Below are 25,951 nucleotides of genomic sequence, written 5' to 3'. Positions count from 1 at the left end.
GGTGAGGGGCTCAGGTCCCGCGAGGGAGCGGAATCCCTCACCCGCGCCTTCGGCGCGACCTCTCCGGGAGGGAGAGGTGAAGCACCTAGCGCTTGTTCTTGATCGGAACGTCCATGTCCTCGATCTTCAGCTCGCGCACCGGCTCGAGAATGGCCCAGGCGACGTTCGGATCGACCTTGACCTTGAAGTGATACATGCTCTGCAGCGCCTGATGGTCCTCCTTGCGAAACACCATCTTGCCCTTCGGCGTGTCGAACTCCATGCCTTCCATCGCCGTGATCAGCTTCTCGGTGTCGGTCGACTTGGCCTTGGTGACGGCGGTCACGACGGACATGGCTGCGGCAAAGCCGCCCGCAGTAAAGAAATCAGGCGGCGACTTGAACCGCTTCTGGTGTTCGGCGACGAGCCAGTCGTTCACCGGATTCTTCGGAATGTCGTAGTAGTAATAGGTCGCACCCTCCATGCCGGGCAGGCTCTTATAGGCGGCGAGCGCCGGCAGGATGTTGCCGCCGGTCGAGAGCTCGATGCCGTAGCGCTTCGGGTCCATGTCCTGGAGTTTCGCCAGCGGATTGCCCGCGCCGGCCCAGATCACCCAGATCACCTTGCGGCCGGGCTTGTCCTTCAGCGCATCGAACAGGCGCTGGCCGACCGCGGTGAAGTCGGTGGTGTTGGTCGGGGCGTATTCTTCCGCGGCGAGCGTCGCGCCTGTCTTGGCAAGCGCTTCCTTGAAGGCGGCGACGCCGTCGCGGCCGAAGGCGTAGTCCTGCGCCAGCGTCGCAACGGTGACGCCCTGTTTGCCGATCGCGACCGCGTTGGAGATCGCGTCCTCCGAGGAGTTGCGCGCGGTGCGGAAGATGTAGCGATTCCATTTTTCGCCGGTAATCTGGTCCGCGACTGCGGGCTCGACGATCAGGATCTTCTTGTTCTCCTCGGCGACGGGGAGAATGGCGAGCGCTGCGGCCGAGGAGGTCGTGCCGATCGCGATGTCGGCCTTGTCGTCCTGATAGGCTTCCGCGAGCGCGGCCTTGGAAAGGTCCGGCTTGCCCTGGTCGTCCTTGGTGATGATGACGATCTTGCGACCGTCGACCGTCATGGTGCCCTTGGTGGCGTATTCGAAGCCCATCTGCAGGCCCGTTTCCGTCTGCTTGGCATAAGCCTCAAGCGGACCGGTCTTGCCGTAGATCAGCGCGACCTTGAGGTCGTCGGCGTGCGCGGCACTCGCCGCGGCCAGGCCGAGAATGGTTGTTGTTATGATGAGTGAACGACGCACGATGGTCCCTCCTGATTTGAAGTTTCTCGGCAACAGCGATTTGCACAAGCGTGTGAACTTTGCAATTCAACCTTCCGGTTGACTGTACCTGTAGACGAGCATGCATCATTTTTAGGCCTGCCGCGCAGTGGGCGCCTCGCCGGATATTGGAGGCGCGCCCTCGACCTGACGCCACTCCGACTGCGCCTCGTCCGCACTCTCGAAAATATGCGGCGCGACGCCGCGCTTCTCCAGCGCCTCGCCGAGCTTGATGCGCAGGAAGCCTGATGTGGTGTAGCGCGAAACGCCGGCATAGAAGCGGTCGACCAGGTTGCGTACCATCGCCGAATAATCGTCCAGCAGCTCCGGCAGAATCGAGAAGTTGTCATAATTGACGATGGCGTAGACCTTGCGGCCGAGCGGGGCGAGCCGTGCCGCGACAATCCGTGCGATCTCGTCGATCTCGGCCTTGCTGCGCAGGGGATAGCGTTCCAGATTGACGAAGAACAGGTTCTGCTGCTCGTCGAAGGTGAAACGCTGGTCGAGCGGGATGGTCAGGAGCCTTTCGCGCAGGTCCATGGGGCCGTCGCGGAAGATGCGTGCATCCATCGGTGCGGGATCGCAGGGGATCAACGGTTTGAAATCCATCAGGCGCAGGATGTCACGCTCGATGTCGATGCCGGGCGCGACTTCGGTGAGCTCGAGCCCGTCGGGGCTCAGCGCGAACACGCAGCGCTCGGTGACATAGAGCACGCGTTGCCCGCGCGCCGCGGCGAAGGGCCCGCTGAAGGTGACGTGCTCGACATGTTCGACGAATTTGCGGGACTTCGCCTCCTCCAGGATGGACAGCTTGCCGTCGCTGACCGCGATCCGCTGCTTGCCCGCGGCAAAGGTGCCGACGAACACAACTTCCTTGGCATTCTGGCTGATGTTGATGAAGCCGCCGGCGCCGGCGAGCTTCGGCCCGAACTTGCTGACATTGAGATTGCCGCTGTGGTCGACCTGCGCGAGGCCGAGAAAGGCGGCGTCCAGCCCGCCTCCGTCATAGAAGTCGAACTGGTAGGGCTGGTCGATCACGGCCTGGGTGTTGATCGCGGCGCCAAAGTCGATGCCGCTTGCGGGAATGCCGCCGATCACGCCCGGCTCGGCCGTCAGCGTGATCAGGTCGATGATCCGCTCTTCGTTGGCAACGGAGGCGATCCCTTCGGGCATGCCGATGCCGAGATTGACGACGCTGTTGGCCTTGAGTTCGAAGGCCGCGCGACGGGCGATGATCTTGCGCTCGCTCATCGGCATCTCGGGGAGCGATGCCGCGCGCACCCGGATCTCGCTGGAATAAGCCGGATTATATTGCGTGCCAAACGTCTGCCAATGATGCTCAGGCTTGGCCACGACGACGCAGTCGACGAGCACGCCGGGGATCTTGACCTGGCGCGGATTGAGGCTGCCGCTCTCGGCCACCCTCTCGATCTGCGCGATGACGATGCCGCCGGAATTGTGCGCGGCCATGGCAATGGCGAGCGCCTCCAGCGTCAGTGCCTCCTTCTCCATGGTGAGGTTGCCGTCGGGATCGCCAGTCGTGGCGCGGATAATGCCGACATTGATCGGGAACGTCTTGTAGAGCAGGCACTCTTCGCCCCCAATCGTGATCAGCTCCACCATGTCCTCGGTGGTGCGCGCATTGAGCTTGCCGCCGCCGTGCCGCGGGTCGACGAAGGTCCCCATGCCGACGCGAGTGACATGGCCTGGCCGGTGTGCCGCGATGTCGCGGAACAGATGCGTGATCACGCCCTGCGGCAGGTTGTAGGCCTCGATCTGGTTCGCGATCGCCAACTGCTGCAGTTTCGGCGCAAGCCCCCAATGCCCGCCGATGACGCGGCGGACCAGGCCTTCATGCGCGAAATGGTTGAGGCCGCGATGCTTACCGTCGCCCTGGCCCGCGGCATAGACAAGCGTCAGATTGCGCGGCTTGCCTTGCGTATAGGGCGCATCGCCCTCATGGGAGAGATAGAGCTCCTCCAGCGCGATCGCGATTTCCTCGGCAAAGCCGATGCCGACGAAGCCGCCGGTGGCCACCGTGTCGCCGTCGCGGATCAGCATGACCGCTTCGGCGGCCGTAACGACCTTGCCTTTCTCCGAGGTCGGTAAATAGGGCAAAGCGGGATGCTGGCTCACGGCATTCCTCCCGATCTCAGTGGATCGCACGCTATTGTTGTTGCTTTGAACGAAGTCTAGCGCGCGAGGCGGCCTTGGAACAGGCCGCTCCGCGGCAAGAGCCGAATTCAGGACTGAACTATCTTGCGTGTTTCCGTGGCGAAGTAGACCGACACCACCGTGATGATCGCGAGTGCGACCATGTAGAGCGAGATCGGCCAGGTTGCCGGCGCATAGGCCGTCATCAGGCCTGTCGCGATCAACGGCGACAGCGCGCCGGCGAAGATCGAGGCGAGGTTATAGCCGAGCGAGACGCCGCTATAGCGCACCTTGGTGCCGAACAGCTCCGACAGGAAGCTCGCCTGCGGGCCGTACATCGCGGCGTGTCCGATGGCGAGGCCCAGCACGATCGCGATCCAGGCGAGTTTCGGGTTCTTGGTCGACAGCAGCATGAACAGCGGGAACGACATCAGCGCCGAGAACACCGCGCCGAAGATGTAGATCGGCCGACGCCCGACCTTGTCGGACAGCGCGCCGAAGGCGGGGATGGTGAAGGTCTCGATCGCGGCTGCGATCAAGACGCCGTTGAGCATGTCCTGCCTGTTCATGCCGAGCGATTGCGTCGCAAAGGCGAGCACGAAGGTGGCGTAGATGTAGAAGAAGCCGTTCTCCGCAAAGCGCGCGCCCATCGCGAGCAGGATGTTCTTCGGGTACATCCTGATCGCCTCGAGGATCGGCATCTTCACCTCTTGCTTGGTGTCCTTGACCTTCTGGAACTCAGGCGATTCCGCGATGGTGAAGCGGATCCACAGGCCGACCAGCACCAGCGCGATCGAGAACAGGAACGGGATGCGCCAGCCCCAGGCATAGAGCTGGGCATCGGTCAGCAGCGCCGAGACCACCGAGAACACCAGCGTGCCGAGCACGAGGCCGAGCGGTGCGCCAAGCTGCGGCCAGCTGCCGTAGAAACCTTTCTTGTCTTCCGGCGCATGCTCGACCGCCATCAGCACGGCTCCGCCCCATTCGCCTCCTAAGCCAAAGCCCTGCACCAAGCGGCAGGTGACGAGCAGGATTGCGGCGCCGATGCCGGCGGTCTCGTAGGTCGGCAGGAAGCCGATGGCCGCGGTCGCCGCACCCATGATCAGCAACGTCAGGTACAGCATGGTCTTGCGGCCGATCTTGTCGCCGTAATGGCCGAACACGACGCCGCCGAGCGGGCGCGCGATGAAGCCGAGCGCATAGGTCGCAAACGCCAGCAGCGTCCCCATCATCGGGTCGAAGGTCGGAAAGAACAGCTTGTTGAAGATCAGCGCCGCGGCGGTGCCGTAGAGGAAAAAATCGTACCACTCGATCGCCGTGCCGATCAGGCTCGCGGTGGCGACCGTGACGTGCGAGGGCTGTCTCGCCTGAAGCTGATGGACTGAGATCGCGTCACTCATCCTTGCGTCCTCCCTGGTTTGCGAATGCGCATGTGCAACATGCGTCATTGTGCAAAAGCGAAGAGCAAGGTCCGCGCCAGATGCGGCGCCGATGAGCAAACTGGCTCAAATCCCGGCAATTTCAGCGTAGCACGCGGAAAAGGCAGGTCGATCGCAGTGTCAGGAATCCGAGACTCGTGACACGAGGAGTCTCGAAAGTCAGACGGGTTACGGCGCCTGAGCGGAGCGCACGACGGCGAGCCATTTACTCCGCTGTCGTCCCGGACAAGCGCGCCACAAGCGCGCGCCGATCCGGGATCCTTAAACCCAAGAAGAAATGCGGCGCGAGCTGACAACTGCGAGTCTGCCAAACTCAATCCTGTGGCTATGGATCCCGGAATCTGCGCTTACGCTTGTCCGGGACGACACCGAGAGTTTGGCGACAGCTACCGCTCCATCCGGATCTACGATCTCAGACCGGCGGCGCCCCCGTCGTGAGGCCGAACTTGGCGAGCTTCTTGTAGAAGGTCGCGCGCGAGATCTGGAGCAGCTTTGCGGCTTCCGAGATCTGGCCGTTGCTGGCGGCGAGCGCCTGTTCGAGCGTGTGCTTCTCGAATTCCGCCTCGGCCTCGGCATAGGGCACGACCATGCCAGCCGCCCGCATCGTCGAGGCCGGCCTCGCATCCGTGCCGACGGGGAGGATGCGGGCGAAGTCGTCGCCGGTGAGCCGCCCGGAATCGCTCAGGATCAGCGCGCGCTCCAGGACGTTGCGAAGCTCGCGGACATTGCCCGGCCAATCGTAGCGGGCAAGCGCCGACAGCGCGCTCGGGGTGATCTTGGCGCTGACATAATCGCCGGAGGCGCTGATGTCCTCGAGCAGCCGGGCGCTGATCTCGGGGAGATCACCAAGGCAGTCGCGCAGGGGCGGCAGGTCGATCGAGAGCACGTTGAGGCGGTAATAGAGGTCGGGCCGGAACGCGCCGTCGCTGACGCGCTTGCGCAAGTCCACATTGGTGGCGGCGACCACGCGAACGTCCACCTTCGAGATCTTGTCCGATCCGAGCGGCTCGATCTCGCGCTCCTGCAACACGCGGAGCAGCTTGGCCTGCAATTGCAGCGGCATCTCGCCGATCTCGTCGAGAAACAGCGTGCCGCCGTCGGCGACCCGGAACTTTCCCTCGCGACCCCTGCGGTCTGCACCGGTGTAGGCGCCGGGCGCGGTGCCGAAAAACTCCGATTCGATCAGCGTGTCGGGGATAGCGGCGACGTTGACGCTGACGAACGGCTTCTCGGCGCGGGAGGAGGCGTTGTGGATGGCCTGCGCCAGCATCTCCTTGCCCGTTCCGGTTTCGCCGGTAAGCAGGACGGTGACGTTCTGTCGGGCGGCGCGGCCTGCGAGCTCCTTGGCCTGTGCGATCCCTGAGGTCTTGCCGACGAAGTCGGCAAAGGTGAAGCGTGCCGCGCGGGGGTTCGACAATTGCCGTCGCGCCAGCCGCAGATCGCTCTCGAGCTGGGCGACGCGCGAAAGCAGCGGCTTGAGACTCTCCAGATGGTCATAAAGCACGAAGCCGATCGCGCCAATGACGTTGCGCTGCTCGTCCTCGATCGGCATGCGCGTCACCACGAGCTGCTCGCCGCCGAGCTCCATGATGTCGAGCAGGATCGGCTCGCCTGTCTCGACCACCTTCCGCATCAGGCTGTTTGGAATGACCTCCTCGATCGGCCGCCCGATTGCCTCGGATGTGTGCTTGAGACCGAGCGAGGTGAGGTACTTCTCGTTGACGTAGATGACCCGCCCGCGACGGTCGATCGCAATCGCGCCTTCGCACAGATGCTCCAGCCGCTCGAACAACGTCACCATTGCCCGCGCGCGGACATAGGCGGGATCGCTGACATCGGGAGAAGTGCTGGGCATGGCGTGCCTCGGGGAGGTCCGCCTGTTATTACCAAAAGCCAAGTAATTTCAAAGGGAAAAATGGACGTCTCAGGTCTATCCCCGTCACCCTGAGGTGCTCGTCCTGCGGCGTGCCGCAGGGCGAGCCTCGAAGGGCGACGGCCCGGCTGGCAGCTCGGCCGTGCATCCGTCGAGGCTCGCCCCACGATGCATTCGCATCGCGGGCCTCACGCCTCGGGATGACGGAGCTGATCTGGGTAGGCGCAGCGCTGTCTGTGCCGACGCGCAGCTTCAGGGCCGCGCCTTTACCGCCGGTATCCGCTCGCCCGCGAATAACCCTGCCTATTCTGCTGCGCCGGCCGACTCGCCACGTTGCCGCGCGCCTCGCTTGAGACCGGGCTGGCGAGCTTCAGCTCCTCCAGGAAGATCGGTCGGGAAAAGTAATAGCCCTGCGCGTAGCGGATCTTGGTGGCAGCCTGGAGATAGGCGAGCTCCTCGAAGGATTCGAGACCTTCGGCGATCACGGTCATGCCGAGGGCTTCGCTCAAGGATTCGATTGCGCGCAAGATGCCCTGGCTGCGAGGGCGCTTGTGGATGTCGGTGATGAAGGACCGGTCGATCTTGATCTCGTCGGCAGTGATGTCGGCGAGCGCCGAGAGCGAGGAATAGCCGATGCCGAAATCGTCGATGGAGATGCCGACACCGAGCTTGCGGAACAGCGGCAGGATCCCGGACTGGAAGTGATTCTTGGCGACGAAGGCGTCTTCCGTCACCTCGATCATGAAGCGTTGCGGAAAGCCGGTGTCCTCCAGCGCCTGCGCAAAACTGCGCATGAATTCGGGGTTGCCGGCCTGCTTGGCAGCGACGTTGATGCTGATGGTCGCTTCCGCGCCGAAGGTGTGGTTGATCGAATCGATCGATTTGACGATCTCGGCGAGCACCAGGTGCGTGAGCTCGTCGATCAGCCCGAGTTCGCAGGCAAGATCGATGAACGAGCCGGGCGCCTGGATCACGCCTTCGTCGTCACGCAGGCGAACAAGGGCCTCGATGCCCTTTACGGCTTGCGTGCGGATGTCGACCTTGGACTGGAACGCGCAGCAGAAGCGCTTCTCGAGGATGGCGAGCCGCAGCGACTGCTCGATCTTCATCCGGGCCAGCGCCTCGCGCTCCATACCGGCATCGAAGAAAGCGGCGGATCCCTTGCCGTCGTTCTTGATGCGATACATCGCGATGTCGGCATTCTGGCGCAGCGTCTCGAAGCTGCGGCCGTGTTCGGGATAGATGCTGATGCCGACGGAGGTCGAGACGAAGATCTCGGAATGGTCGATGAAGAAGGGTGCGGTCAGCCGCTGCAACGTCGCCTGCATGAATTCGGCGACTTCCTCCTGGCTCTGGATCGGTGAGAGCAGCAGCAGGAACTCGTCGCCGGAAATGCGCGACAGCATGTCGGAATCGCGCAAGTCTCGCCCGAGCCGCTTCGCCAGCTCGGCCAGCAGTGCGTCGCCGACGGCATGACCGTAATAGTCGTTGATGTGCTTGAAATTGTCGACATCGAGAAAGGCCAGCGCAAATCGTTCGTCGGCACCATCGCGCGCGAGCAGGCTGTTGGAGCGATGCTCGATCACGCGCCGCGAGGGCAGGCCGGTTAGCTCGTCGAAATAGGCCGAGCGGAACAGCTGGTCCTCGAAATTCTTCTGCTCGGTGATGTCGGACGAGGCCGAGATCAACAGCTCGCGTCCGGCGTGGCGGACCGGGCGGTGTGTAGTCAGCAGCACCTGGCGTGCGGCTCCGTGGTGGAGCGCTTCCTCCGAGGTGACGGGTTGGCCGGACCTGAGGGCCTGCTGGCAAGCCTCGCGGCGCGGCGCGAGATCGGGCGAGGGGCGGCTGCCGTCCATGCCGAGCTGCGACGCCGCCAGATCGTTAACCAGTAGAAGCTTGCCCTGCGCGTCCTGCACGGTCAGGCCGGCAGGCAGCATTCTAACGATTTCCTTGAGAAATCCGAGTTCGGCTTCGTTCGCGCCGTCGTATGCGTTGTCGTTCATAGAATTCATGAATCTTGTTGTTTCAGCGCGCCTTTGCAATGGGCGCGATCATGCGCAGTTCCCTCTTAGGTTTGGTTAAGGGGTCCGAAGAAATACGGCGGTGCTTTGTGAGAAACTTGCGACGATGTGAGGCGCGCCGTCGATCGTCATTAACAGAAGGTCAACGGTGCTTGCGAAAGCGCGAGCGCTGCGCGCGGTCGCTTTCGCTTGCGGGAACGGCATCATTTTCATTCATTCAATCGACGCGAGCTCCCGAGGTCGCCCCACCTCTCCCGAAGGGACAGGTCGGATCGCATCGAAGATGCGGTCCGGGTGAGGGGTTACAGACTCACGGTATGCCGCGGCCCCTCACCCGGATTACTGCGCAATCCGACCTCTCCCCGTCGGGGAGAGGTGACCCAAATCTATTCACTCCGGGGAATACGACATTGCATGGTGCAATGCAGCCCGGTCTTCAAATAGGAGACCTCGGTCTTGCCGTCGAAGGCGGAAAGCGCCGATTTCAGCAGCTTGGTGCCGAAGCCGGGCGCGGAGATTTCGCCGATGGTTGGTCCCTCGGTTTCGTCCCACGTGATGGTTAGACGATCGTCGCTGACGGTCCATGACACCTGCAACAAGCCGCGCGGCGAGGAGAACGCGCCGTATTTGCCGGCATTGGTGGCAAGCTCGTGAAACATCAGTGACAGCGTGACCGCCAGCTTCGGCGGCAGGAACAGCCGCTCGCCATTGAGGGTGAAGCGGACATGGCCGTAGGGGCCGAGCTCGGAGATCAGGAGATCGCGGATGTCGCAGCCAGCCTTGTCGATCCGCGAGATCAGATCATCGGTTGCCGCCAGGGATCGCAGCCGCGGGTCGATCCGAGCCCAGACCTGCGGCTCGTCGTGCAGCACCTGATGCAGCACGGCATGCACGGTCGACAGCTTGTTCTTCAGCCGGTGCTGCAGCTCATCGACCAGAACCTTGCGATAGTCCTCCTCCTCGATCAGGCGGCGGGAGATCCGCCGCTGCTCCGCCAGCTTGGTGCGGTAGTGCTCGACGCCCCAAATGGTGAGCGCCGAGACGCCCCAATAGAGTGTCAGCAGGACGAATCGCGCGCGATCAGGGGGGAGATCGCCGAAATTCAAGATGACGCCGAGCACGCCGCCGACGAGAGCGGTCACGACGCCGATCCGAGCACCTCCGAAGGCCGCCGCAAAGAACACGGCGGGAAAGTACGGCGTGAAGTAGACGTCGGGACGCACATGCGCGAGTGCCCAGCGGGCCAGGGTCGCAAGCAGCAGGCAGGCCACCGCAAACGCAATGCTCAGGCCAAATGACGGCGGCGCCACGCCCTGCCAGCCCTTGCGGAATTCGTCGATCAGCTTCCCCATGCGCAGCCCGGTGACGATGTGCGTTCGAAAATCGAGTGGCGGTCGAGGATGTTACGCATCTCGCACGCGCAAGCATAGCTTGCCTTGCCGGGAGCCGGCAGAAATAGTGATGGCCACGGCACCGACCGTCGCGGCGAAGTCATCGATCGGTGTCCGCCATTTGGCGTCGAATCATTCGAAAACAGGGACATTCCACGGGTAGGCTGAACGGGAAGATCACGGGCGGGGCGAGCGTGATCGGTTAGCGCCTCGCGGAAGTCTTCGTTGCCGAAGGTGCCAAAATTGTGATCGCTGGCAGAGCATGCCGGAAGGCGAGAGTGCAGCCGCGAGCAAGGATGTCGTAGGGTGGGTTAGACGGCGTCCGCGCAAAGCGCAGGCGCTGGCGTAACCCACCACTTCTATTACCGGGGACACCAAAGGGGTGGGTTACGCCAGCGAACTGCGCTCCGCGCAGCCCGTGCTAATCTAACCCACCCTACGAGACCGCCTTCAGCTTTATCCGCAGTCCATCCCGCGGCTTCGGGATCGGCCACATCTGCCAATCCGGCTTGTAGCCCTCTTCCAGCGACACCTCGATGTTTTGCAGGAAGTGCCGTGCGAAACATTTCGCCTGCATGTAGGCGAAATGCAGGCCGAGGCACATATGGGCGCCGCCGCCGAACGGGACCCAGGCGAAGCGATGCCGGTTGCGCTGGGCCTCTTCGGTGAAGCGCAGGGGATCGAAGCGATCCGGCTCCGGCCAGATTCCGCTCATGTGGTGCGTGTAGAGCGGATTGACGCCGACCGCAGTGCCGGCGGGAATGGTAAATCCCTTGAAGGTGAAATCGCGCATCGCACGGCGCGGCATCGAGGGCACCGGCGGCTTGATCCGCAGCGCCTCCCTGAACGCCATTTCCGCCAGCGGCATCTTTTCGAGATGGTCGAAGCTGCTCGGCGCGTCCGGAGCAAGCCCGAGCGCAAGAACTTCCGCGCGCAGCTTGTCCTGCCAGTCCTTGTTGGCGGCGAGCTCGCCGATGAAGGAGGTCAGCGACGAGGTCAGCGTGTCGTGCGCCGCCATCATCAGGAAGCTCATATGGTCGATGATGTCCTGATCGGACAGCAGGGCGCCGTCCTCGTGGGTTGCGCGGCAGAGCTGCGAGAACAGATCGTCGCCGCCGTGATTGCCGCGGCGGAGTGGAATCTGCTGGCGGAAATAGGCGACGATGCGTTTGCGGCCCGCAACGCCGCGCGCCATCTGGGTGCCGGGCAACGGCCGCCGGATCGGCGCGACGGCAGCCGCCACCATGTCGACGAAGGCGCGGTTGATCTCGTCCACCTCCGGTCCGATATCGGCGCCGAGGAAGGACGCTGCCGCCAGATCGAGCGTGAGCTGCTTCATCGCCGGATAAAGCTTCATCTCGCCGGGCTTGGCCTTCCACTGCGCGACGCGCGCCGAGATGCCGCGGTCGAGATCGCTGAGATAGGACTTCATCGGTCCCGACTTGAACGCGACCGACAGCGCCTTGCGATGCAGCCGGTGCTCGTCGAAATCGAGCAGCATCAGGCCGCGCGGAAACAACAGGCCCAGCACCTTGTTCCAGCCATGGGTCGACGAGAACAGTTTCTGCTGGTCGAACAGCACGAGCTCGTTGGCCTCGGGGCCAAGCAACACGACATTGGTCTCGCCGAAAATATGGGTGCGGTAGACCGGCCCGTATTTGGCGCCGTTCGCCTCGATATGGCCCTTGGGATCGGCGAGGACCTGAAAGGTCTTGCCGATGATCGGCCAGCCCTCGTCGCCGGGGATGTGGGTCAGCGCATTGCGCTTGGGCGCGGTATACGGAAGCGCAGAGGCGGCCACATTCTGCATCGACATGACGATTGCTCCGGATGGCTGGTACGCTCAGCTTAGCACAGCTGGATGCAGAAACGATGCGGCGGTATTGACGTGCGAAGGTGTCGCGGTGCAGTTCACCTCTCCCCGCTGGGGAGAGGTGAAACCCGGCCCGCCGATCGCATTCGCTGCCTTTTCGCTCCCTTAAAGCCTATCGCTTGGCCGCTTCCTTCTGCAGATCCGGCGCGTTCACGGCGGGAATGGCGACGCGGCCGGGGCCGGTCACCTTCAGCGCCTCGGCGGCCTTCTCGTTCTGCATGATCTTGGCCATCACGGCCTGGCCCGCACGCTCGAAGATCGCGCGGTTCTCGATCACGAATTTTTGCGACCTGCGCAGCCCGTCGATATAGCCGTTGATCTCGGGCACGACGTAGCGCGCGACCATGTCCCAGCTCCGGCGGGTCGCTTCCGGATTGGCCCAGTCGTGCACGAATCCGATGATGGCCCCGATTCCGCCGGAGACCTCCATCACGTTCTTGATGGATTTGACGAGATCGTCGGGCGTGCCGATGGTGGATGCGGCGCCTTCGACGAATGCGGTCTTGTCGACCGCCTCGTCCGGCGAGGAGAATGCAGTCAGGCCCGGCCGCTGCAGCGTGCCGACATTATATTCGTTGTGCCAGCGCATCAGCCCGGCGCCGGCCTCCTTGCGAGCCTGCTCGCGGCTCTCGGCGATGTGGAAGGCCAACAGCACGCGCCAGTCGGCACGGTTGACGGTGGTGCCGTGCTTTTTGGCGGCGTCCTCGGCGAACTGCCATTGCTGCTGCAGCGACATCAGGCCCTGCGTCGTCATCGAGCCCAGCGAGATGATGCCGATGCCGTATTTGCCGGCGAGCGTCATGCCCGATGGCGAGATTTGCGAGGCCACCACGAACGGCATCTCCTCCTGCAAGGGCAGGATCTGCAGCGCCGCATCGTTCATGGTGAACCAGTCGCTTTTTGCGGTCACGCGCTCGCCGTTGAAGAGGCGGCGGATCACGTCGATCGCCTCATCCTGGCGGTCGCGCTGCGTCATCGGGTCGATGCCGAGCGTATGTGCGTCGGAGGCCAGTGCGCCGGGGCCGGAGCCGAAGATGGCGCGGCCGCCGGTCATGTGGTCGAGCTGCACCATGCGCTGGGCGACGTTGAAGGGATGATGATAGGGCAGCGATATCACGCCGGTGCCGAGCTTGATCCGCTTGGTTCGCTCGCCGGCTGCGGCCAGGAACATCTCGGGCGAGGCGATCATCTCCCAGCCGGAGGAATGATGCTCGCCGCACCAGAACTCGTCATAGCCGAGTGCATCCAACTGCTCGACCAGGTCGAGATCGCGCCGGAACTGGAGCATCGGATGCTCCCCGATCGGGTGATGGGGGGCCAGGAAAGCTCCGAATTTCAGGCGCGCCATGGCGTTCTCTCCGGCTGTCATTTTCTGTTTATTTGAGATGATGAGGCTACGTGCTGGTCGACGCGAACGCAATCGCGTGATGTCCCGCGCAGCGGAATGCTGGCATGCGGCCAAACGAGGTCGTTCGTCATGGCCGGGCTTGTCCCGGCCATGACGACACCGGAGTACGGGAATCCTACCTCTGAGGTAATCGCGCCACCGCGCGCGATCTGGAATCATCGGGCATTGACCTCCAGAACCGTGCGCCAATGCATCAAATCGTCACAAAGCCCGTTGCTTCGACCCGCCGCTGGTGGGTGCTGGCGATCGTCGTCGCCGCGCAGTTCATGTTCGGCGTCGACGCGTTCGTGGTCAACGTCGCCATTCCCACCATTGCAGTCGAGCTGAAGGCCACGCCGGCGCAGATCGAATCCATCATCGCGATCTACCTGATCGCGTACGCCATGCTGGTCGTCACCGGCGGCCGTCTCGGCGACATCCACGGCACCAAGAACGTGTTTCTCGCCGGCGTAATCGGCTTTACCGCGACGTCACTGTGGTGCGGTCTCGCGCAATCCGGGGCCGAGCTGATCATCGCGCGGCTGGCGCAGGGCGCGACCGCGGCGCTGATGGTGCCGCAGGTGCTGGCGACGCTGCACCTGCTTTTCACGGACGAATCGCGCAGCCGCGCCTTCGGTATCTATGGCATCGTGCTGGGGCTTGCGGGCGCCGCGGGCTTCTTGCTTGGCGGCCTGCTGGTCACGATTGATCTTGCCCACACCGGCTGGCGCGCGGTGTTCTTCGTCAACGTGCCCTGCGGCCTCCTCATTGCCATGACGGCCTGGCGCATCATGCCCACGGTGCCGCGGCGATCCGGCACCAAGCTCGACATCAAGGGCAGCCTGGTCCTGTTCGCCGGCTTGTTGTGCCTGATCGGCCCGCTGCTGTTCGGCCATGACGTCGGCTGGGCGCCGTGGCTGTGGGTGGTGATGGGAGGCGGCGGCGCGATCCTGTTCGCGTTCGTGCGGCTCGAACACGAGGTCGGTCGCGCCGGCGGCATGCCGTTGATTGATCTGACGCTGCTTTCCGATGCCGCGTTCCTGCGCGGGCTCGGCGCGGCCTGCTTTTTCTTCGCCGCCAATCTCTCGTTCTATCTGGTGATGACGCTGTTCATGCAGCGCGGCTTAAAGATTGCGCCGCTCGCCGCGGGCCTTGCCTTCATCCCGCTCGCGCTCGCCTTCGTCGTCGCTTCGCGCCACAGCGGTTCGCGCGCGAAGCATCGCGGCACCAAGGTGTTGATCGAAGGTTGCGCGCTGCAGATCGCGGGCCTCGCCGCGCTCGCGCTTGTAGCATTTGGCGTCGATGCGCCGACGTCGGTCATGCTCGCGCTCATCATGATCGTCTTCGGCTACGGCCAGGGGCTGGTGATGGCGCCGCTCTCGGCGGCGGTGCTCTCGACCGTGAAGCCGGTCGCCGCCGGTTCAGCCTCCGGCGCGTACGGCACCATTGCGCAGATCGGAAATGCGGCCGGAGTGGCCGCAATCGGAGCGGTGTTCTTCGCGGTCGAAACGTTGCAATCAGCGCGCGCAGCTTTTCTCGTTTCGCTCGCGCTGTTTGCGGCGTTAATCATGATCTGCGCTGCATTCCTGTCATGGATGCGTCGCGCATCTGCGCGAAGTTGAGGCAGTGCGGTTAATACGTGCGGATTCCTGCGGGAATCCGCCCGTTTTCGAGGTGATTGGCAGCACACGGTCTTTTCAATTTGCACTGCAGCAACTATCTGGTCTGGGTAAACGTTGAAAGCTGCCCACCAGGAATTTGCCGTGTCGCTTGCCCGTAATGTCGATCTCTTGAGACGTCTGCCAAGGCTGGACGGCCTGCGCCTGCCCGATTTCGGCACGAGCGCCGGGGCCTCCAGTCCGCTGCAGGAGATCACCGGCTTCGGCGACAATCCCGGCGCCTTGCGCATGTTCGCGTTCGTGCCGGCGCAACTGCAGAAGCCGCACGCGCTCGTTGTCGTGCTGCATGGTTGCGGCCAGACCGCAGCAAGTTACGATCTCGGTGCGGGCTGGTCGACACTGGCGCGTCACTACGGCTTTGCGCTCGTCATGCCCGAGCAGCAGCGCATCAACAATGCCAATACCTGCTTCAACTGGTTCAACCCCGAGGACACCGCGCGCGATAGCGGCGAGGCGCGATCGATCCGCGAGATGGTCGCCCATATGGCCAGGGCGCATCGCATCGATCCCAGGCGTGTCTTCATCACCGGCCTCTCTGCCGGCGGCGGCATGACCTCGGTGATGCTCGCGACCTATCCTGAAGTGTTCGCGGCCGGTGCGGTGATCGCCGGATTGCCCTACGGCATCGCCTCGAACCTGCGCGAAGCGCTGGACGGCATGTTCCATTCCCCTGAAAGGCCCGAGCGCGAGCTCGGCGATTTCGTGCGGCGGGCCTCCAACCATCGCGGGCCCTGGCCGAAGATTTCGGTGTGGCACGGCAGCGCCGATCGCACCGTCAATCCCGGCAACGCCAATGAGATCGTCAAGCAATGGCTCGATCTGCACGATCTGCCGGCGACGCCGATGGCCGAGACCAACGTCGACGGCTATCCGCGCCAGGCCTGGTGGAACAAGGACGGCGAGACGCTGGTCGAATCCTACGCCATCACGGGCATGGCCCACGGCACGCCGCTTGGACTTGCCGACAATGACCAGCGCTATGGCGTCGAAGGCGCATTCCTGATCGAGGCCGGCATTTCGTCGTCCTACCACATCGCGAAGTTCTTCGGCCTCACCGGATGGATTCCGGATGCGAAGAAGGCGCAGGCCAAACCAGCACGTTCACCCGCGCCGCATCTCGCCCGCACGATCCGGGCGAAGGTCGCGGAAGAAGAGGCCGAGCCGAAGCGCGACCAGCCTCGCGGCTTCGATCTCGGCCAGATCATCACCCGCGCGCTGACCGCCGCGGGCTTGATGAAGTAGGTTTAAGCCGTCGCGTCGATCATCTCGATCGGCGTCGCCGTGACCTCGCCGCCGGAGACCTGTCGCGTCATCGCGGAATAGTGCTTGAAGAAGTCGCGCGATTGCAGCGTCTTCTGCGCGTCCTCGTCGGCCACGCTGGCGAGGTGGAAATAGTTGTTGTCGTCGCGGTTCTTCAGGACGCGATAGCCGATCCGTCCCTTCAGCTCCGGATCGGCGTCGATCGCCTTGATGAAGCGGCCGATCTCGCGGTGCCACTCTTCCGTCGTGCCGTTCCTGAATTGGTACTTGATCATGAAGTGCTTCATGTGACGCTCCCTGTTCGTCATGTGCACCATCATCTGCGGCTTGTGTGCCGTCCTGCAAGTACGGACAAAATTGATAGTATGGACTTCTTCGGCGTCGCTCCTATCCTTATTTTCTTCGGAGGAAACGACATGGCAAAAGCGTCCGCACGAGCCTGCCCGGTCACAGCGTTCCAGAAGATGATCAGCGGCAAGTACAAGCTGCGCATCGTTTGGGATTTGAAGGACGGCCCGCGCCGCTATGGCGAAATCCGCAGCGGCCTCTTGCGCGGCGCATCCGGCAGCGCCGCGATCACCCCGCGGGTGCTCAGCCGCGAGTTGAAGGCGCTGACCGCGAGCGGTCTGATCGATCGCAAGGATTTTGGCGAGGTGCCGCCCAAGGTCGAGTACCGCCTGACCCGCAAAGGCAAGAGCTTCGTGCCGGTCATCGCCGCGATCCGTGAATGGGGCGAGCGCAATCTCGGCGAAGCGGCGGCGCTGGCGGACGCCGCCGAGTAAACCCTACACCTCGCCGGTGATGAACGGATTGGTCATCCGCTCCTGGCCGATGCTCGAGCCGGCGCCGTGGCCGCAGATGAAGCCGACGTCGTCGCCGAGCGGCAGCAGCTTGGTCTTGATCGAGTTGATCAGCGTGGCGTGACTGCCGCCGGGCAGATCGGTGCGCCCGACCGAGCCGGCGAACAAGACGTCGCCGACATGGGCGAATCGCAAATCCCCGTTGAAGAACACCACGCTGCCCGGCGAGTGACCGGGACAGTGCAGGATGTCGAAGGTCAATCCGCCGATCGACACGGTGTCGCCTTCGTCGAGCCAGCGGTCCGGTGCGAAATTGCGCACCCCCGTCATGCCGAAGCGCGCGCCACTCTCCACGACATTGTCGAGCAGGAATTTGTCGGCGAGATGCGGGCCCTCGATCGGCACCTTCAGCGCGTCGCGCAAATCGGCGGCGCCGCCGACATGGTCGATATGGCCGTGCGTCAGCCAGATCTTCTCCACGGTGACGCCGGTCTGCTTGATGGCTTCCAGGATCTTCGGCACGTCGCCGCCGGGATCGATCACCACGGCCTTTTTCGAAGGCTCGTCCCAGATGATGGTGCAGTTCTGCTCGAACAGCGTCACGGGGACGATGATCGCGCCGGCCTTGGATTGAGTTTCATTTTGCTCGGTCATGGCGCCACAATGCCGATTTTTGCCATGTCGCCAAGCAAAAGATTCATGCGAAGGGTCGGGGAACAGGTCACACGGCCGTCCCAATTGGCTCGCCAATCTGAACCGGGGCGATGCTTCTGCGTTCTCCCGCGCGAGAGGCAGTCTTTGGAAGGTATCCGACATGGCTCAGGGCGAAAACTGGTGGCGCGACGGAATCTTCTACCAGATCTATCCACGCTCCTTTCAGGACTCGAACGGCGATGGCGTCGGCGATCTCGCCGGCATCCTCAGGCGGCTGCCCTATGTGAAGTCGCTCGGCGTCGACGCGATCTGGCTGTCACCGATCTTCCCCTCGCCGATGGCCGATTTCGGCTATGACATCTCCGACTACACCGGCGTTGATCCGCTGTTCGGCACGATGGCGGATTTCGATGCGCTGCTGGCGGCTGCGCATGAGGCCGGATTGAAGCTGATCCTCGATCTCGTCCCGAACCACACCTCCGATCAGCATCCCTGGTTTGTCGAGAGCCGCGCCTCGCGCGACAATCCCAAGCGCGACTGGTACATCTGGCGCGATCCCGCCCCCGACGGCGGCGTGCCGAACAACTGGCTGTCCGAATTTGGCGGCAGTGCGTGGGCTTTCGACGAGACCACGGGGCAGTACTACTATCACGCCTTCCTCGCGCAGCAGCCGGACCTCAACTGGCGCAATCCGCAAGTTCGCACCGCGATCTACGACGTAATGCGGTTCTGGCTGGAGAAGGGCGTCGACGGCTTTCGCGTCGACGTGATCTGGCACCTGATCAAGGACGCCGGATTTCGCGACAACCCGCCGAACCCGCGATATGTCGAGGGCCGACCGCCGAACGAAAAGATCCTCACCCAATATTCCACCGACCAGCCCGAAGTGCACGATGTCATCGCCGAGATGCGGCGCGTCACGGATTCGTACGATGCACGCGTCCTGATCGGTGAGATCTATCTGCCGCTGCACCGTCTCATGGCCTATTACGGCAACGATCTCACCGGCGCACAGATGCCGTTCAATTTCGCGCTGCTCTCGACCTTCTGGAGCGCGCGCTCGATCGAGAAGATCATCGAGGATTACGAGAAGGCACTCCCCAGGGGCGCCTGGCCGAACTGGGTGCTCGGCAATCATGATCGCCCGCGCGTGGCCAGCCGCGTCGGACCCGAGCAGGCCCGCGTCGCCGCCATGTTGCTGCTGACCCTGCGCGGCACCCCGACGCTCTATTACGGCGACGAGATCGGCATGCATCAGCTCGCGATCGCGCCGGAGGATGTGCGCGATCCCTTCGAGAAGAACGTGCCCGGCATCGGGGTCGGTCGCGACGGCTGTCGCACGCCGATGCAGTGGGATTCGTCCGATTTTTCCGGCTTCTCCGAGACCAAGCCGTGGCTGCCGCTGCCGGAAGACCATGTTCGCGAGAACGTCGTCAATCTCGACGCCGACGCGCGCTCGATCCTGAGCCTCTACAAGCGCCTGATCGCGTTGCGCAAAACCTGTCCGCCGCTGGTCTCGGGCGACTATGATCCGATCGCGGCACAGGGCGATCTGCTGATTTATCGTCGCGAGGCGGAGGGCAGGGCGGTCATCGTCGCGCTCAATCTCGGTCCTGATCCGATCGCCGTCACCACCAGCGCGATCCGCTTCGGCAGCGAGATCCTGCTGTCGACATTCCTGGACCGCGAGGGGGAGCGGCTGGAGGGCGTGCTGGATCTGCGCGGCAACGAGGGCGTGGTGGTGATGCCGCCGAGCTGAGTGGGGGGTAAAGCGTCATCGTATTCTCGGACCGTCATCCCCGGCCGCGCGAAGTGGCGCGCCCTGGAATGACGGCGCGCTACACCTGGTCCGGCTTCTTCCCCCCTCACTTCGCCCCATTCACATCACTCCGCTTCAGCAGATAATCCAGCCCGCCGACGCGGTACCAGCGATAGCCATATGGCTCCAGCACGACGCGGTGCAGGCCGCGCTTGTCGGCGTGGCTGTGGTCCTCTGCAAGCAGATTGATCAGGTGTTTTCCGGCTTCGCCCGGCAAACCCGCGGAGAACGCGATCTCGCGCGGCTTCTCGTTGAGATTATGCAGGAACAGCACCGAATTGTTGCGCCAGTCATAGCGGATGATGAACACGGCAGGATCGCGCGTCGGGATCACGGTGAAATCGCCCCAGCCGACCTCCGGCACCTCCTTGCGCATGCGGATGATGCGTTCGGTCCAGTTCAGCATCGAATTGGGATCGCGCCGCTGCTTGGCGACGTTGACGTGCGGATAGCCGTAGGGCCCCTCGTCAATGACCGGAATCGCGGGCCTGTTGCTCTTGGTGAAGCCGCCATGCGGCTCGGTCGACCATTGCATCGGCGTCCGCGCGCAATTGCGTTCGGGCAGCGAGAGATCGTCGCCCATCGCGATCTCGTCGCCATAGCGGATCACAGGCGTTCCCGGCAGCGTGCACATCAGGCTGTAGGCGAGCTCGAGTCGCCTGCGGTCGCCGCCCAGCATCGGCGCAAGACGGCGCCGGATGCCGCGATCGTAGAGTTGCATGTCCTTGTCGGGACCGAAGCATTTGAACACCGTCTCGCGCTGCGCCTTGGTCAGCCGTCCGAGATCCAGCTCGTCATGATTGCGCAGGAACAGGCCCCATTGCGCCGACGCCGGGCGTGGCTTGGTTGCTTTCAGCGCCTTCGCCAGCGGGCGCGAGTCGCTCGACGCCAGCGCATAGAACAGGTGCTGATTGACCTGGAAGTTGAACATCATGTGCATGCGGTCGGCATCGCGGCCGAAATATTCAAGGTCGGTATCCGGCAGCACGTTGGCTTCGGCCAGGATGATGGCATCGCCCTCCCGCCATTGCAGGAATTCGCGGAAGGTGCGCAGCATGTCGTATTGCTCGACGGGCTTTCTCACCTTCGCGCCCTTGGTCGCGATCACGAAGGGCACCGCATCCATGCGGAAGCCTGATACGCCAAGCTGGATCCAGAAGCCCATGATCTTCAGGATCTCCGCCTGAACAAGCGGATTCGAGGTGTTGAGATCGGGCTGGAAATCGTAGAAGCGATGGAAGTAGTACGCGCCGGCTTCCTTGTCGCGCGTCCAGGTCGATTTCTGAACGCCGGGAAAAACCATGCCCTTGTTGGCGTTAGCGGGCTTCTTGTCGGACCAGACATACCAGTCGCGATAGGGTGAGTTCTTGTCGCGGCGAGCCTCCTTGAACCAGTGATGCTGATCGGAGGTGTGGTTGACGACGAGGTCGATGATGACGCGGATGCCGCGCTGCTTGCAGCCATGGGTGAACTCGACGAAATCGCCGAGGGTGCCGTAACGGGCATCGACGCTGTAGTAATCGGCGACGTCGTAACCGTCGTCGCGGCCCGGCGAGGTCTGGAACGGCATCAGCCAGATCGTGGTGATGCCGAGACCGTGCAGGTAGTCGAGCCGCCGCAACAGTCCCTTGAAGTCGCCGATACCGTCGCCATTGGCATCCATATAGGTGCCGACCGACAGGCAATAGATGATGGCGTTCTTGTACCAGAGATCGTCGATCATGCTCCGCGGCCTCGATGCTCCCGCCGAGGGTAGCGGCGGCTGCGTGATAAGTGATTGGGGAACGAGAGGTTCCGCATCCCGCCGCTTTCGCCCGGACGACAGCGGGGATGGAATCGGCTAATCTCCTGACATGGACAACACCGCCCGCATCACCGTCGTTCCGCCACCCGATCGCCGCCAATCGGAAACAGCGCTCGCGGTCGCGCGCGGCACGGCGCGGCTGTTGCGTTCACTCGGCTTTTCCTGCATCAGCGAATTGCCGCTGCCGTCGGGCCGGCGTGCCGATCTCGTGGCGTTGAACGAGCGCGGTGAAATCTGGATCGTGGAGATCAAATCATCGGTGGAAGATTTGCGCGCTGACCAGAAATGGCACGAATACCGCGCCCATTGCGACCGGCTGTTCTTCGCCTTCACGCAGGACCTGCCGTGCGAGATCTTTCCTGAAGATACCGGCCTGATCATCGCCGATGCCTATGGTGCGCACATGCATTGCGAGGCGCCCGAGCACAAGATCGCTGCAGCGACCCGCAAGCAGATGACGGTGCGGTTTGCGATGGCCGCAGCGCTGCGCATCAACCGCCTGGTTGATCCGCAAGGGCACGCGGATTTTTGGGAGTAGCTTTCTGCGTAGGATGGTTAGCCGAAGGCGTAACCCACCTCTTCTGCAGCCGCGGCGCTAGACAGTGGTGGGTTACGCCAAGCGGTTTGCGCTTCGCGCAATCCGCAGGGCTAACCCACCCTACGAGCCCGTTTACCTCGGCGCGCGCTTGGCCAGGATCCGCTGCAGCGTACGGCGGTGCATGTTCAGCCTTCGCGCCGTTTCCGAGACGTTGCGGTTGCACATCTCGTAGATGCGCTGGATGTGTTCCCAGCGCACGCGGTCGGCGGACATCGGGTTCGCCGGCAGCTCGGATTTTTCAGCGTTGGTCGAGAGCAGCGCGGCGACGACGTCGTCGGCATCCGCAGGCTTCGAGAGATAATCGATCGCGCCCATCTTCACCGCGGTGACGGCGGTGGCGATATTGCCATAGCCGGTGAGCACGATGGCGCGGGCTTCGGGGCGCTTCTTCTTCAGCGCGGAGACCACGTCGAGACCGTTGCCGTCACCGAGTCTGAGATCGACCACGGCGAAAGCGGGCGCGGCTTTGCCGATTTGCGCAAGGCCATCCGAAACCGTGTCACATGACGTCACCGCGAAGCCGCGTGTCTCCATGGCGCGCGACAGGCGCTCCAGGAACGGCTTGTCGTCTTCCACGATGAGAAGCGAGCGGTCGGTCTGTTCGTTCAGTTCAGCGATGGCGTTCAAGGTTTTGTCCTCTCTCCTGCACATCTACATATGGCGTCGCAATCTGGTGGTGCCAAGGCCGCCAATAGTCGATCGGGCCTCACGTGCGACGCAAGGTCGCGCCTATCCTATTGTTTCCTCGAGGCTCTCGATAGCCTCAAATCGCTCGCGCGGCCATGCGATCTGCACCACCGCGCCGTGTTCCGGAAAGGTCCTGTTGGTAAACGAGACCTTGGCTCCGGTGCGCTCTAACAGCGTACGGGCGATGAACACGCCAAGCCCCAGGCCGCCGCCGGCGTCCTGGGAACGCCGCCGCGACAGATAAGGCTCGCCGATCCGTTTCATGAGGTCGGGCGGTATGCCGGGGCCGTCGTCGGAGATCACGATCTCGATGGTTTCGTTGTTCCACCATGCGTTCACCTCCACCGTGGTGCGCGCGAAATCGACGGCATTCTCGACGATGTTGCCGACGCCGTAGAGCACCGCCGGATTGCGCGATCCGACCGGCTCGGTTGAGGCTGCCACCGCGATCCGCACCTTGATGTCGACGCCGAAATCGCGGTGTGGCGCCACCACCTCCTCGATCAGCTCGGACAATTTCATGCGGTCGAATGGCGCGCCGGTCGAGGAGAGCTGGGTGATCTTGCTCAAGATATCGCGGCAGCGCTGCGTCTGTTCTCGCAAGGTCTTGAGGTCGCCGGCGAAGCTCGGGTCCTTCACCGTCTTCTCCAGCTCGCGTGCGATCAGGAAGATGGTCGCGAGCGGCGTGCCGAGCTCGTGCGCAGCAGCGGCGGCGAGGCCGTCGATCTGGGTCAGATGCTGCTCGCGCGTCAGCACGAGCTCGGTCGCGGCCAGCGCGTCGGCGAGCTTGCGTGCCTCCTCGGTCACCTGAAATGAATAGAGGCTGGTGACGCCGATCGCGAGCACGATCGAAAGCCAGACGCCGACGAGATAGATCGGTGGCAGCACCACGGGATCTTCCGCATCCCATGGCAGCGGGAAATGAAAGAAGAACAGGATCGAGGCGCAGGCCACGGCCAGGATGCCAAGGCCGAAGGTCAGCCGCGCCGGCAAAGCGGTCGCCGAGATCAGGACCGGCGCCAGGAACAGGAACGAGAACGGATTCTGCAGTCCGCCGGTAAAGAACAGCAGCCCGGCCAGTTCCACGATGTTCAGCGCCAGCAGTCCCGCCGCCTGGATCGGCTCCAGCCGCCGCATCGGGTTCACCGCGGTCTGGAGCACCAGGTTGAGCACGGCCGAGACGCCGATGATGCTGACGCAGGGCACGATCTCGACCTCGAACTCGAGCCCCTGCGCCACGACGAAGATCGCAGCCAACTGGCCCAGCACCGCGAGCCAGCGCAGCCGCAGGATCGTATCCAGGCGGATGTGTCGTTGCGACGGACGGAAGTCGGAAGCTGAGGTCTCGGTCATGGCAGGCCAATCTAGCGGTGCGCGTGTCCGATCACAAACACGCGGGCCCACATCCGGTCTGGTTGCGAGCTATCGAGATCAAGTCAATCAAGTCTTGCGCTCCACCGTGCAATGGCGGAAGAACGCCTCCAGCATGACCGGGAATGACAACGCTTCAAGCCGGCCGACTGTCGCGGATGACATTTCGTCCGCGGCCATCGAGGTCGATCGCCTCGTCAAGGTCTACAAGCAGACCCGTGCGGTGGACGGCATCTCCTTTTCGCTTCCCCGCGGCAGCATCACGGGGCTGCTGGGCGGCAATGGCGCCGGCAAGACCACCACCATCGCCATGATCATGGGGCTGGTGCTGCCGACCTCCGGTCGCGTCCGCGTGCTCGGCCACCGGATGCCCGAGGAGAGTGCCGAGGTGCTGGGGCGGATGAATTTCGAGAGCCCCTATGTCGACATGCCGATGCGGCTCACGGTGCGACAGAACCTCACCATTTTCGGCAAGCTCTATGCGGTGAAGGACGTCGCCGACCGCATCTCCAGACTGGCCGCCGAGCTTGACCTCAACGATTTCATCGACCGCGCCAACGGCAAGCTCTCCGCCGGCCAGAAGACCCGCGTCGCGCTGGCCAAGGCGTTGATCAATCAGCCCGAGCTGCTGTTGCTGGACGAGCCGACCGCTTCGCTCGACCCCGATACGGCCGACTGGGTGCGGGCGCATCTGGAGCGCTACCGCAAGGACAACAACGCCACCATCCTCTTGGCCTCGCACAACATGCTCGAGGTCGAGCGGCTCTGCGACCGCGTCATCATCATGAAGCGCGGCCGCGTCGAGGACGACGACACGCCCGATGCCATCATGGCCCGCTACAACCGCACCACGCTGGAAGAGGTGTTCCTGGACGTCGCGCGCGGGCGGAGCAATGGAGCGAAGGAGGAGGCAAGATGAGGTGTCCTCTGTGTCTCAGCCGTCATTCCGGGTTCGATGCTGCGCATCGCCCCGGAATGACAGGTCCTTTCAAGACGAGGGAGCTGCCATGACCGACATCTCCCTCCACCGCGGCATCTCGGCGCACCGCATCGGCGCGATGATCCTGCGCTATTGGTACCTGCTGTTGTCGTCCTGGCCGCGGCTGCTCGAGCTGTTGTACTGGCCGGCGCTTCAGGTCATCACCTGGGGCTTCATCCAGTATTACATCGCGCAAAACGCCAGCTTCTTCGCGCGCGCCGGCGGCACGTTGATCGGCGCCGTCATCCTCTGGGACATCCTGTTCCGCGGCCAGCTCGGCTTCTCGATCTCCTTCCTGGAGGAGATGTGGGCGCGCAATCTCGGCAACCTCATGATGAGCCCCTTGAAGCCGATCGAGTTTCTGCTCTCGTTGACGGTCATGAGCCTGATCCGGCTGGCCATCGGTATCGTTCCGATGACGCTGCTCGCGCTGATCTTCTTTCATTTCAACGTCTACAGTCTCGGCCTGCCGCTGATCGCGTTCTTCTGCAACTTGATCTTCACCAGCTGGTCCGTCGGCATCTTCGTCTCCGGCCTGGTGTTACGAAACGGTCTTGGCGCCGAGAGCATCGTCTGGACGTTGATGTTCGCGATCATGCCGCTCGCCTGCATCTACTATCCGGTCAGCGTGCTGCCCGTCTGGCTGCAATACGTCGCCTGGGCGCTGCCGCCGACCTACGTGTTCGAGGGAATGCGCGCGCTGCTGATCGAGAACAGCTTCAGGACCGATCTGATGCTGGAGGCCTTGGCGATCAACACCTGTCTCCTGGCTGCTTCGTTTTGGGCATTCCTTGCCCTCTTGCGCAGCGCCAAGACGCACGGCTCGCTGCTGTCGAGCGGCGAATAACCTCACTTTCTCGTGGATTTCCGCTGA

General features: G+C 63.4%; 20 protein-coding genes. 7 read left to right on the top strand and 13 right to left on the bottom strand.

The features are described 5' to 3' along the window. Nucleotides 1-85: 85 nt before the first annotated feature. The 8 genes from BM374_RS04160 to BM374_RS04125 all read right to left on the bottom strand — a co-directional run bounded on the left by BM374_RS04160 (nucleotide 86) and on the right by BM374_RS04125 (nucleotide 13,387). Nucleotides 86-1,270, bottom strand: a complete 1,185-nt coding sequence (locus BM374_RS04160; protein WP_092290227.1) for a substrate-binding domain-containing protein — start codon at nucleotides 1,268-1,270, stop codon at nucleotides 86-88. A gap of 111 nt (nucleotides 1,271-1,381) precedes the next feature. Continuing rightward, a complete protein-coding gene (locus tag BM374_RS04155) occupies nucleotides 1,382-3,424 on the bottom strand; it encodes an acyl CoA:acetate/3-ketoacid CoA transferase (RefSeq protein WP_092289262.1) in 2,043 nt (680 codons plus the stop codon). Between the two features lie 107 nt (nucleotides 3,425-3,531). Next, nucleotides 3,532-4,842, bottom strand: coding sequence for an MFS transporter (locus tag BM374_RS04150; protein ID WP_092289261.1), 1,311 nt, complete (start codon nucleotides 4,840-4,842; stop codon nucleotides 3,532-3,534). Nucleotides 4,843-5,293: 451 nt separating this feature from the next. Then, nucleotides 5,294-6,736 (bottom strand): sigma-54 interaction domain-containing protein, encoded by a 1,443-nt coding sequence (locus BM374_RS04145; protein ID WP_092289260.1) that lies wholly within the window; start codon nucleotides 6,734-6,736, stop codon nucleotides 5,294-5,296. A gap of 284 nt (nucleotides 6,737-7,020) precedes the next feature. After that, complete coding sequence (locus BM374_RS04140; RefSeq protein WP_177248079.1) at nucleotides 7,021-8,757, bottom strand: putative bifunctional diguanylate cyclase/phosphodiesterase; 1,737 nt, start codon at nucleotides 8,755-8,757, stop codon at nucleotides 7,021-7,023. A 404-nt stretch (nucleotides 8,758-9,161) separates the two neighbouring features. After that, on the bottom strand, nucleotides 9,162-10,127 hold the full coding sequence (locus BM374_RS04135; RefSeq protein WP_092289258.1) for a sensor histidine kinase: 966 nt from the start codon (nucleotides 10,125-10,127) through the stop codon (nucleotides 9,162-9,164). Between the two features lie 475 nt (nucleotides 10,128-10,602). Then, nucleotides 10,603-11,982, bottom strand: a complete 1,380-nt coding sequence (locus BM374_RS04130; protein WP_092289257.1) for a cytochrome P450 — start codon at nucleotides 11,980-11,982, stop codon at nucleotides 10,603-10,605. A 169-nt stretch (nucleotides 11,983-12,151) separates the two neighbouring features. Next, nucleotides 12,152-13,387, bottom strand: a complete 1,236-nt coding sequence (locus BM374_RS04125) for an LLM class flavin-dependent oxidoreductase (protein ID WP_092289256.1) — start codon at nucleotides 13,385-13,387, stop codon at nucleotides 12,152-12,154. Between the two features lie 248 nt (nucleotides 13,388-13,635). On the opposite strand from BM374_RS04125, the gene BM374_RS04120 reads away from it, so the two are divergent. Both BM374_RS04120 and BM374_RS04115 read left to right on the top strand, forming a co-directional pair. After that, entirely contained in the window at nucleotides 13,636-15,048 is a 1,413-nt protein-coding gene (locus BM374_RS04120) for an MFS transporter (protein ID WP_092289255.1), read from the top strand. Between the two features lie 141 nt (nucleotides 15,049-15,189). Beyond that, complete coding sequence (locus tag BM374_RS04115) at nucleotides 15,190-16,347, top strand: extracellular catalytic domain type 1 short-chain-length polyhydroxyalkanoate depolymerase (protein WP_092290226.1); 1,158 nt, start codon at nucleotides 15,190-15,192, stop codon at nucleotides 16,345-16,347. Nucleotides 16,348-16,349: 2 nt separating this feature from the next. Here BM374_RS04115 and BM374_RS04110 read toward each other — a convergent pair whose 3' ends face one another. Further along, nucleotides 16,350-16,652: a hypothetical protein gene (locus BM374_RS04110; RefSeq protein ID WP_244552523.1), complete on the bottom strand. Its 303-nt coding sequence runs from the start codon at nucleotides 16,650-16,652 to the stop codon at nucleotides 16,350-16,352. Nucleotides 16,653-16,781: 129 nt separating this feature from the next. Here BM374_RS04110 and BM374_RS04105 point away from each other — a divergent pair, with 129 nt between their 5' ends. Further along, nucleotides 16,782-17,147, top strand: a complete 366-nt coding sequence (locus BM374_RS04105) for a winged helix-turn-helix transcriptional regulator (protein ID WP_092290225.1) — start codon at nucleotides 16,782-16,784, stop codon at nucleotides 17,145-17,147. A 3-nt stretch (nucleotides 17,148-17,150) separates the two neighbouring features. Here BM374_RS04105 and BM374_RS04100 read toward each other — a convergent pair whose 3' ends face one another. Then, nucleotides 17,151-17,819 carry an MBL fold metallo-hydrolase gene (locus tag BM374_RS04100; RefSeq protein ID WP_092289253.1) on the bottom strand — a complete coding sequence of 223 codons (669 nt, stop codon included), beginning with the start codon at nucleotides 17,817-17,819 and terminating at the stop codon, nucleotides 17,151-17,153. 160 nt (nucleotides 17,820-17,979) lie between these two features. Between BM374_RS04100 and BM374_RS04095 the strand changes: the two genes are divergently transcribed. Further along, nucleotides 17,980-19,578, top strand: a complete 1,599-nt coding sequence (locus BM374_RS04095) for an alpha-amylase family glycosyl hydrolase (RefSeq protein ID WP_092289252.1) — start codon at nucleotides 17,980-17,982, stop codon at nucleotides 19,576-19,578. A gap of 106 nt (nucleotides 19,579-19,684) precedes the next feature. Here BM374_RS04095 and BM374_RS04090 read toward each other — a convergent pair whose 3' ends face one another. Then, nucleotides 19,685-21,361, bottom strand: a complete 1,677-nt coding sequence (locus BM374_RS04090; protein WP_092289251.1) for an alpha-amylase family protein — start codon at nucleotides 21,359-21,361, stop codon at nucleotides 19,685-19,687. 130 nt (nucleotides 21,362-21,491) lie between these two features. Between BM374_RS04090 and BM374_RS04085 the strand changes: the two genes are divergently transcribed. Continuing rightward, nucleotides 21,492-21,980 (top strand): MmcB family DNA repair protein, encoded by a 489-nt coding sequence (locus BM374_RS04085; protein ID WP_092289250.1) that lies wholly within the window; start codon nucleotides 21,492-21,494, stop codon nucleotides 21,978-21,980. Between the two features lie 132 nt (nucleotides 21,981-22,112). On the opposite strand, the gene BM374_RS04080 is transcribed toward BM374_RS04085, so the two are convergent. Both BM374_RS04080 and BM374_RS04075 read right to left on the bottom strand, forming a co-directional pair. After that, the gene (locus tag BM374_RS04080) at nucleotides 22,113-22,667 is read right to left on the bottom strand and encodes an ActR/PrrA/RegA family redox response regulator transcription factor (RefSeq protein WP_092290224.1); all 555 of its coding nucleotides are present in this window, start codon (nucleotides 22,665-22,667) and stop codon (nucleotides 22,113-22,115) included. Nucleotides 22,668-22,769: 102 nt separating this feature from the next. Beyond that, nucleotides 22,770-24,080 carry an ActS/PrrB/RegB family redox-sensitive histidine kinase gene (locus tag BM374_RS04075; RefSeq protein WP_092289249.1) on the bottom strand — a complete coding sequence of 437 codons (1,311 nt, stop codon included), beginning with the start codon at nucleotides 24,078-24,080 and terminating at the stop codon, nucleotides 22,770-22,772. Nucleotides 24,081-24,213: 133 nt separating this feature from the next. Between BM374_RS04075 and BM374_RS04070 the strand changes: the two genes are divergently transcribed. Then, on the top strand, nucleotides 24,214-25,017 hold the full coding sequence (locus BM374_RS04070) for an ABC transporter ATP-binding protein (RefSeq protein ID WP_092290223.1): 804 nt from the start codon (nucleotides 24,214-24,216) through the stop codon (nucleotides 25,015-25,017). 88 nt (nucleotides 25,018-25,105) lie between these two features. Next, the gene (locus BM374_RS04065; RefSeq protein WP_092289248.1) at nucleotides 25,106-25,924 is read left to right on the top strand and encodes an ABC transporter permease; all 819 of its coding nucleotides are present in this window, start codon (nucleotides 25,106-25,108) and stop codon (nucleotides 25,922-25,924) included. Nucleotides 25,925-25,951 lie beyond the last annotated feature (27 nt).

Origin of the sequence: Bradyrhizobium sp. Ghvi, from assembly GCF_900115265.1 — a bacterium.
Lineage (GTDB): Bacteria > Pseudomonadota > Alphaproteobacteria > Rhizobiales > Xanthobacteraceae > Bradyrhizobium.
The sequence above is the reverse complement of the archived record's forward strand: the minus strand, read 5'-3'. Positions and strand labels throughout refer to the sequence as shown.

What these genes read in the sequence shown, in the direction of transcription:
- BM374_RS04150 (WP_092289261.1), bottom strand. Translation starts at nt 4,842, where the DNA reads ATGAGTGACGCGATCTCAGTCCATCAGCTTCAGGCGAGACAGCCCTCG.
- BM374_RS04145 (WP_092289260.1), bottom strand. Translation starts at nt 6,736, where the DNA reads ATGCCCAGCACTTCTCCCGATGTCAGCGATCCCGCCTATGTCCGCGCG.
- BM374_RS04140 (WP_177248079.1), bottom strand. Translation starts at nt 8,757, where the DNA reads ATGAACGACAACGCATACGACGGCGCGAACGAAGCCGAACTCGGATTT.
- BM374_RS04135 (WP_092289258.1), bottom strand. Translation starts at nt 10,127, where the DNA reads ATGGGGAAGCTGATCGACGAATTCCGCAAGGGCTGGCAGGGCGTGGCG.
- BM374_RS04130 (WP_092289257.1), bottom strand. Translation starts at nt 11,982, where the DNA reads ATGTCGATGCAGAATGTGGCCGCCTCTGCGCTTCCGTATACCGCGCCC.
- BM374_RS04125 (WP_092289256.1), bottom strand. Translation starts at nt 13,387, where the DNA reads ATGGCGCGCCTGAAATTCGGAGCTTTCCTGGCCCCCCATCACCCGATC.
- BM374_RS04120 (WP_092289255.1), top strand. Translation starts at nt 13,636, where the DNA reads ATGCATCAAATCGTCACAAAGCCCGTTGCTTCGACCCGCCGCTGGTGG.
- BM374_RS04110 (WP_244552523.1), bottom strand. Translation starts at nt 16,652, where the DNA reads ATGAAGCACTTCATGATCAAGTACCAATTCAGGAACGGCACGACGGAA.
- BM374_RS04105 (WP_092290225.1), top strand. Translation starts at nt 16,782, where the DNA reads ATGGCAAAAGCGTCCGCACGAGCCTGCCCGGTCACAGCGTTCCAGAAG.
- BM374_RS04100 (WP_092289253.1), bottom strand. Translation starts at nt 17,819, where the DNA reads ATGACCGAGCAAAATGAAACTCAATCCAAGGCCGGCGCGATCATCGTC.
- BM374_RS04095 (WP_092289252.1), top strand. Translation starts at nt 17,980, where the DNA reads ATGGCTCAGGGCGAAAACTGGTGGCGCGACGGAATCTTCTACCAGATC.
- BM374_RS04090 (WP_092289251.1), bottom strand. Translation starts at nt 21,361, where the DNA reads ATGATCGACGATCTCTGGTACAAGAACGCCATCATCTATTGCCTGTCG.
- BM374_RS04085 (WP_092289250.1), top strand. Translation starts at nt 21,492, where the DNA reads ATGGACAACACCGCCCGCATCACCGTCGTTCCGCCACCCGATCGCCGC.
- BM374_RS04075 (WP_092289249.1), bottom strand. Translation starts at nt 24,080, where the DNA reads ATGACCGAGACCTCAGCTTCCGACTTCCGTCCGTCGCAACGACACATC.
- BM374_RS04070 (WP_092290223.1), top strand. Translation starts at nt 24,214, where the DNA reads ATGACCGGGAATGACAACGCTTCAAGCCGGCCGACTGTCGCGGATGAC.
- BM374_RS04065 (WP_092289248.1), top strand. Translation starts at nt 25,106, where the DNA reads ATGACCGACATCTCCCTCCACCGCGGCATCTCGGCGCACCGCATCGGC.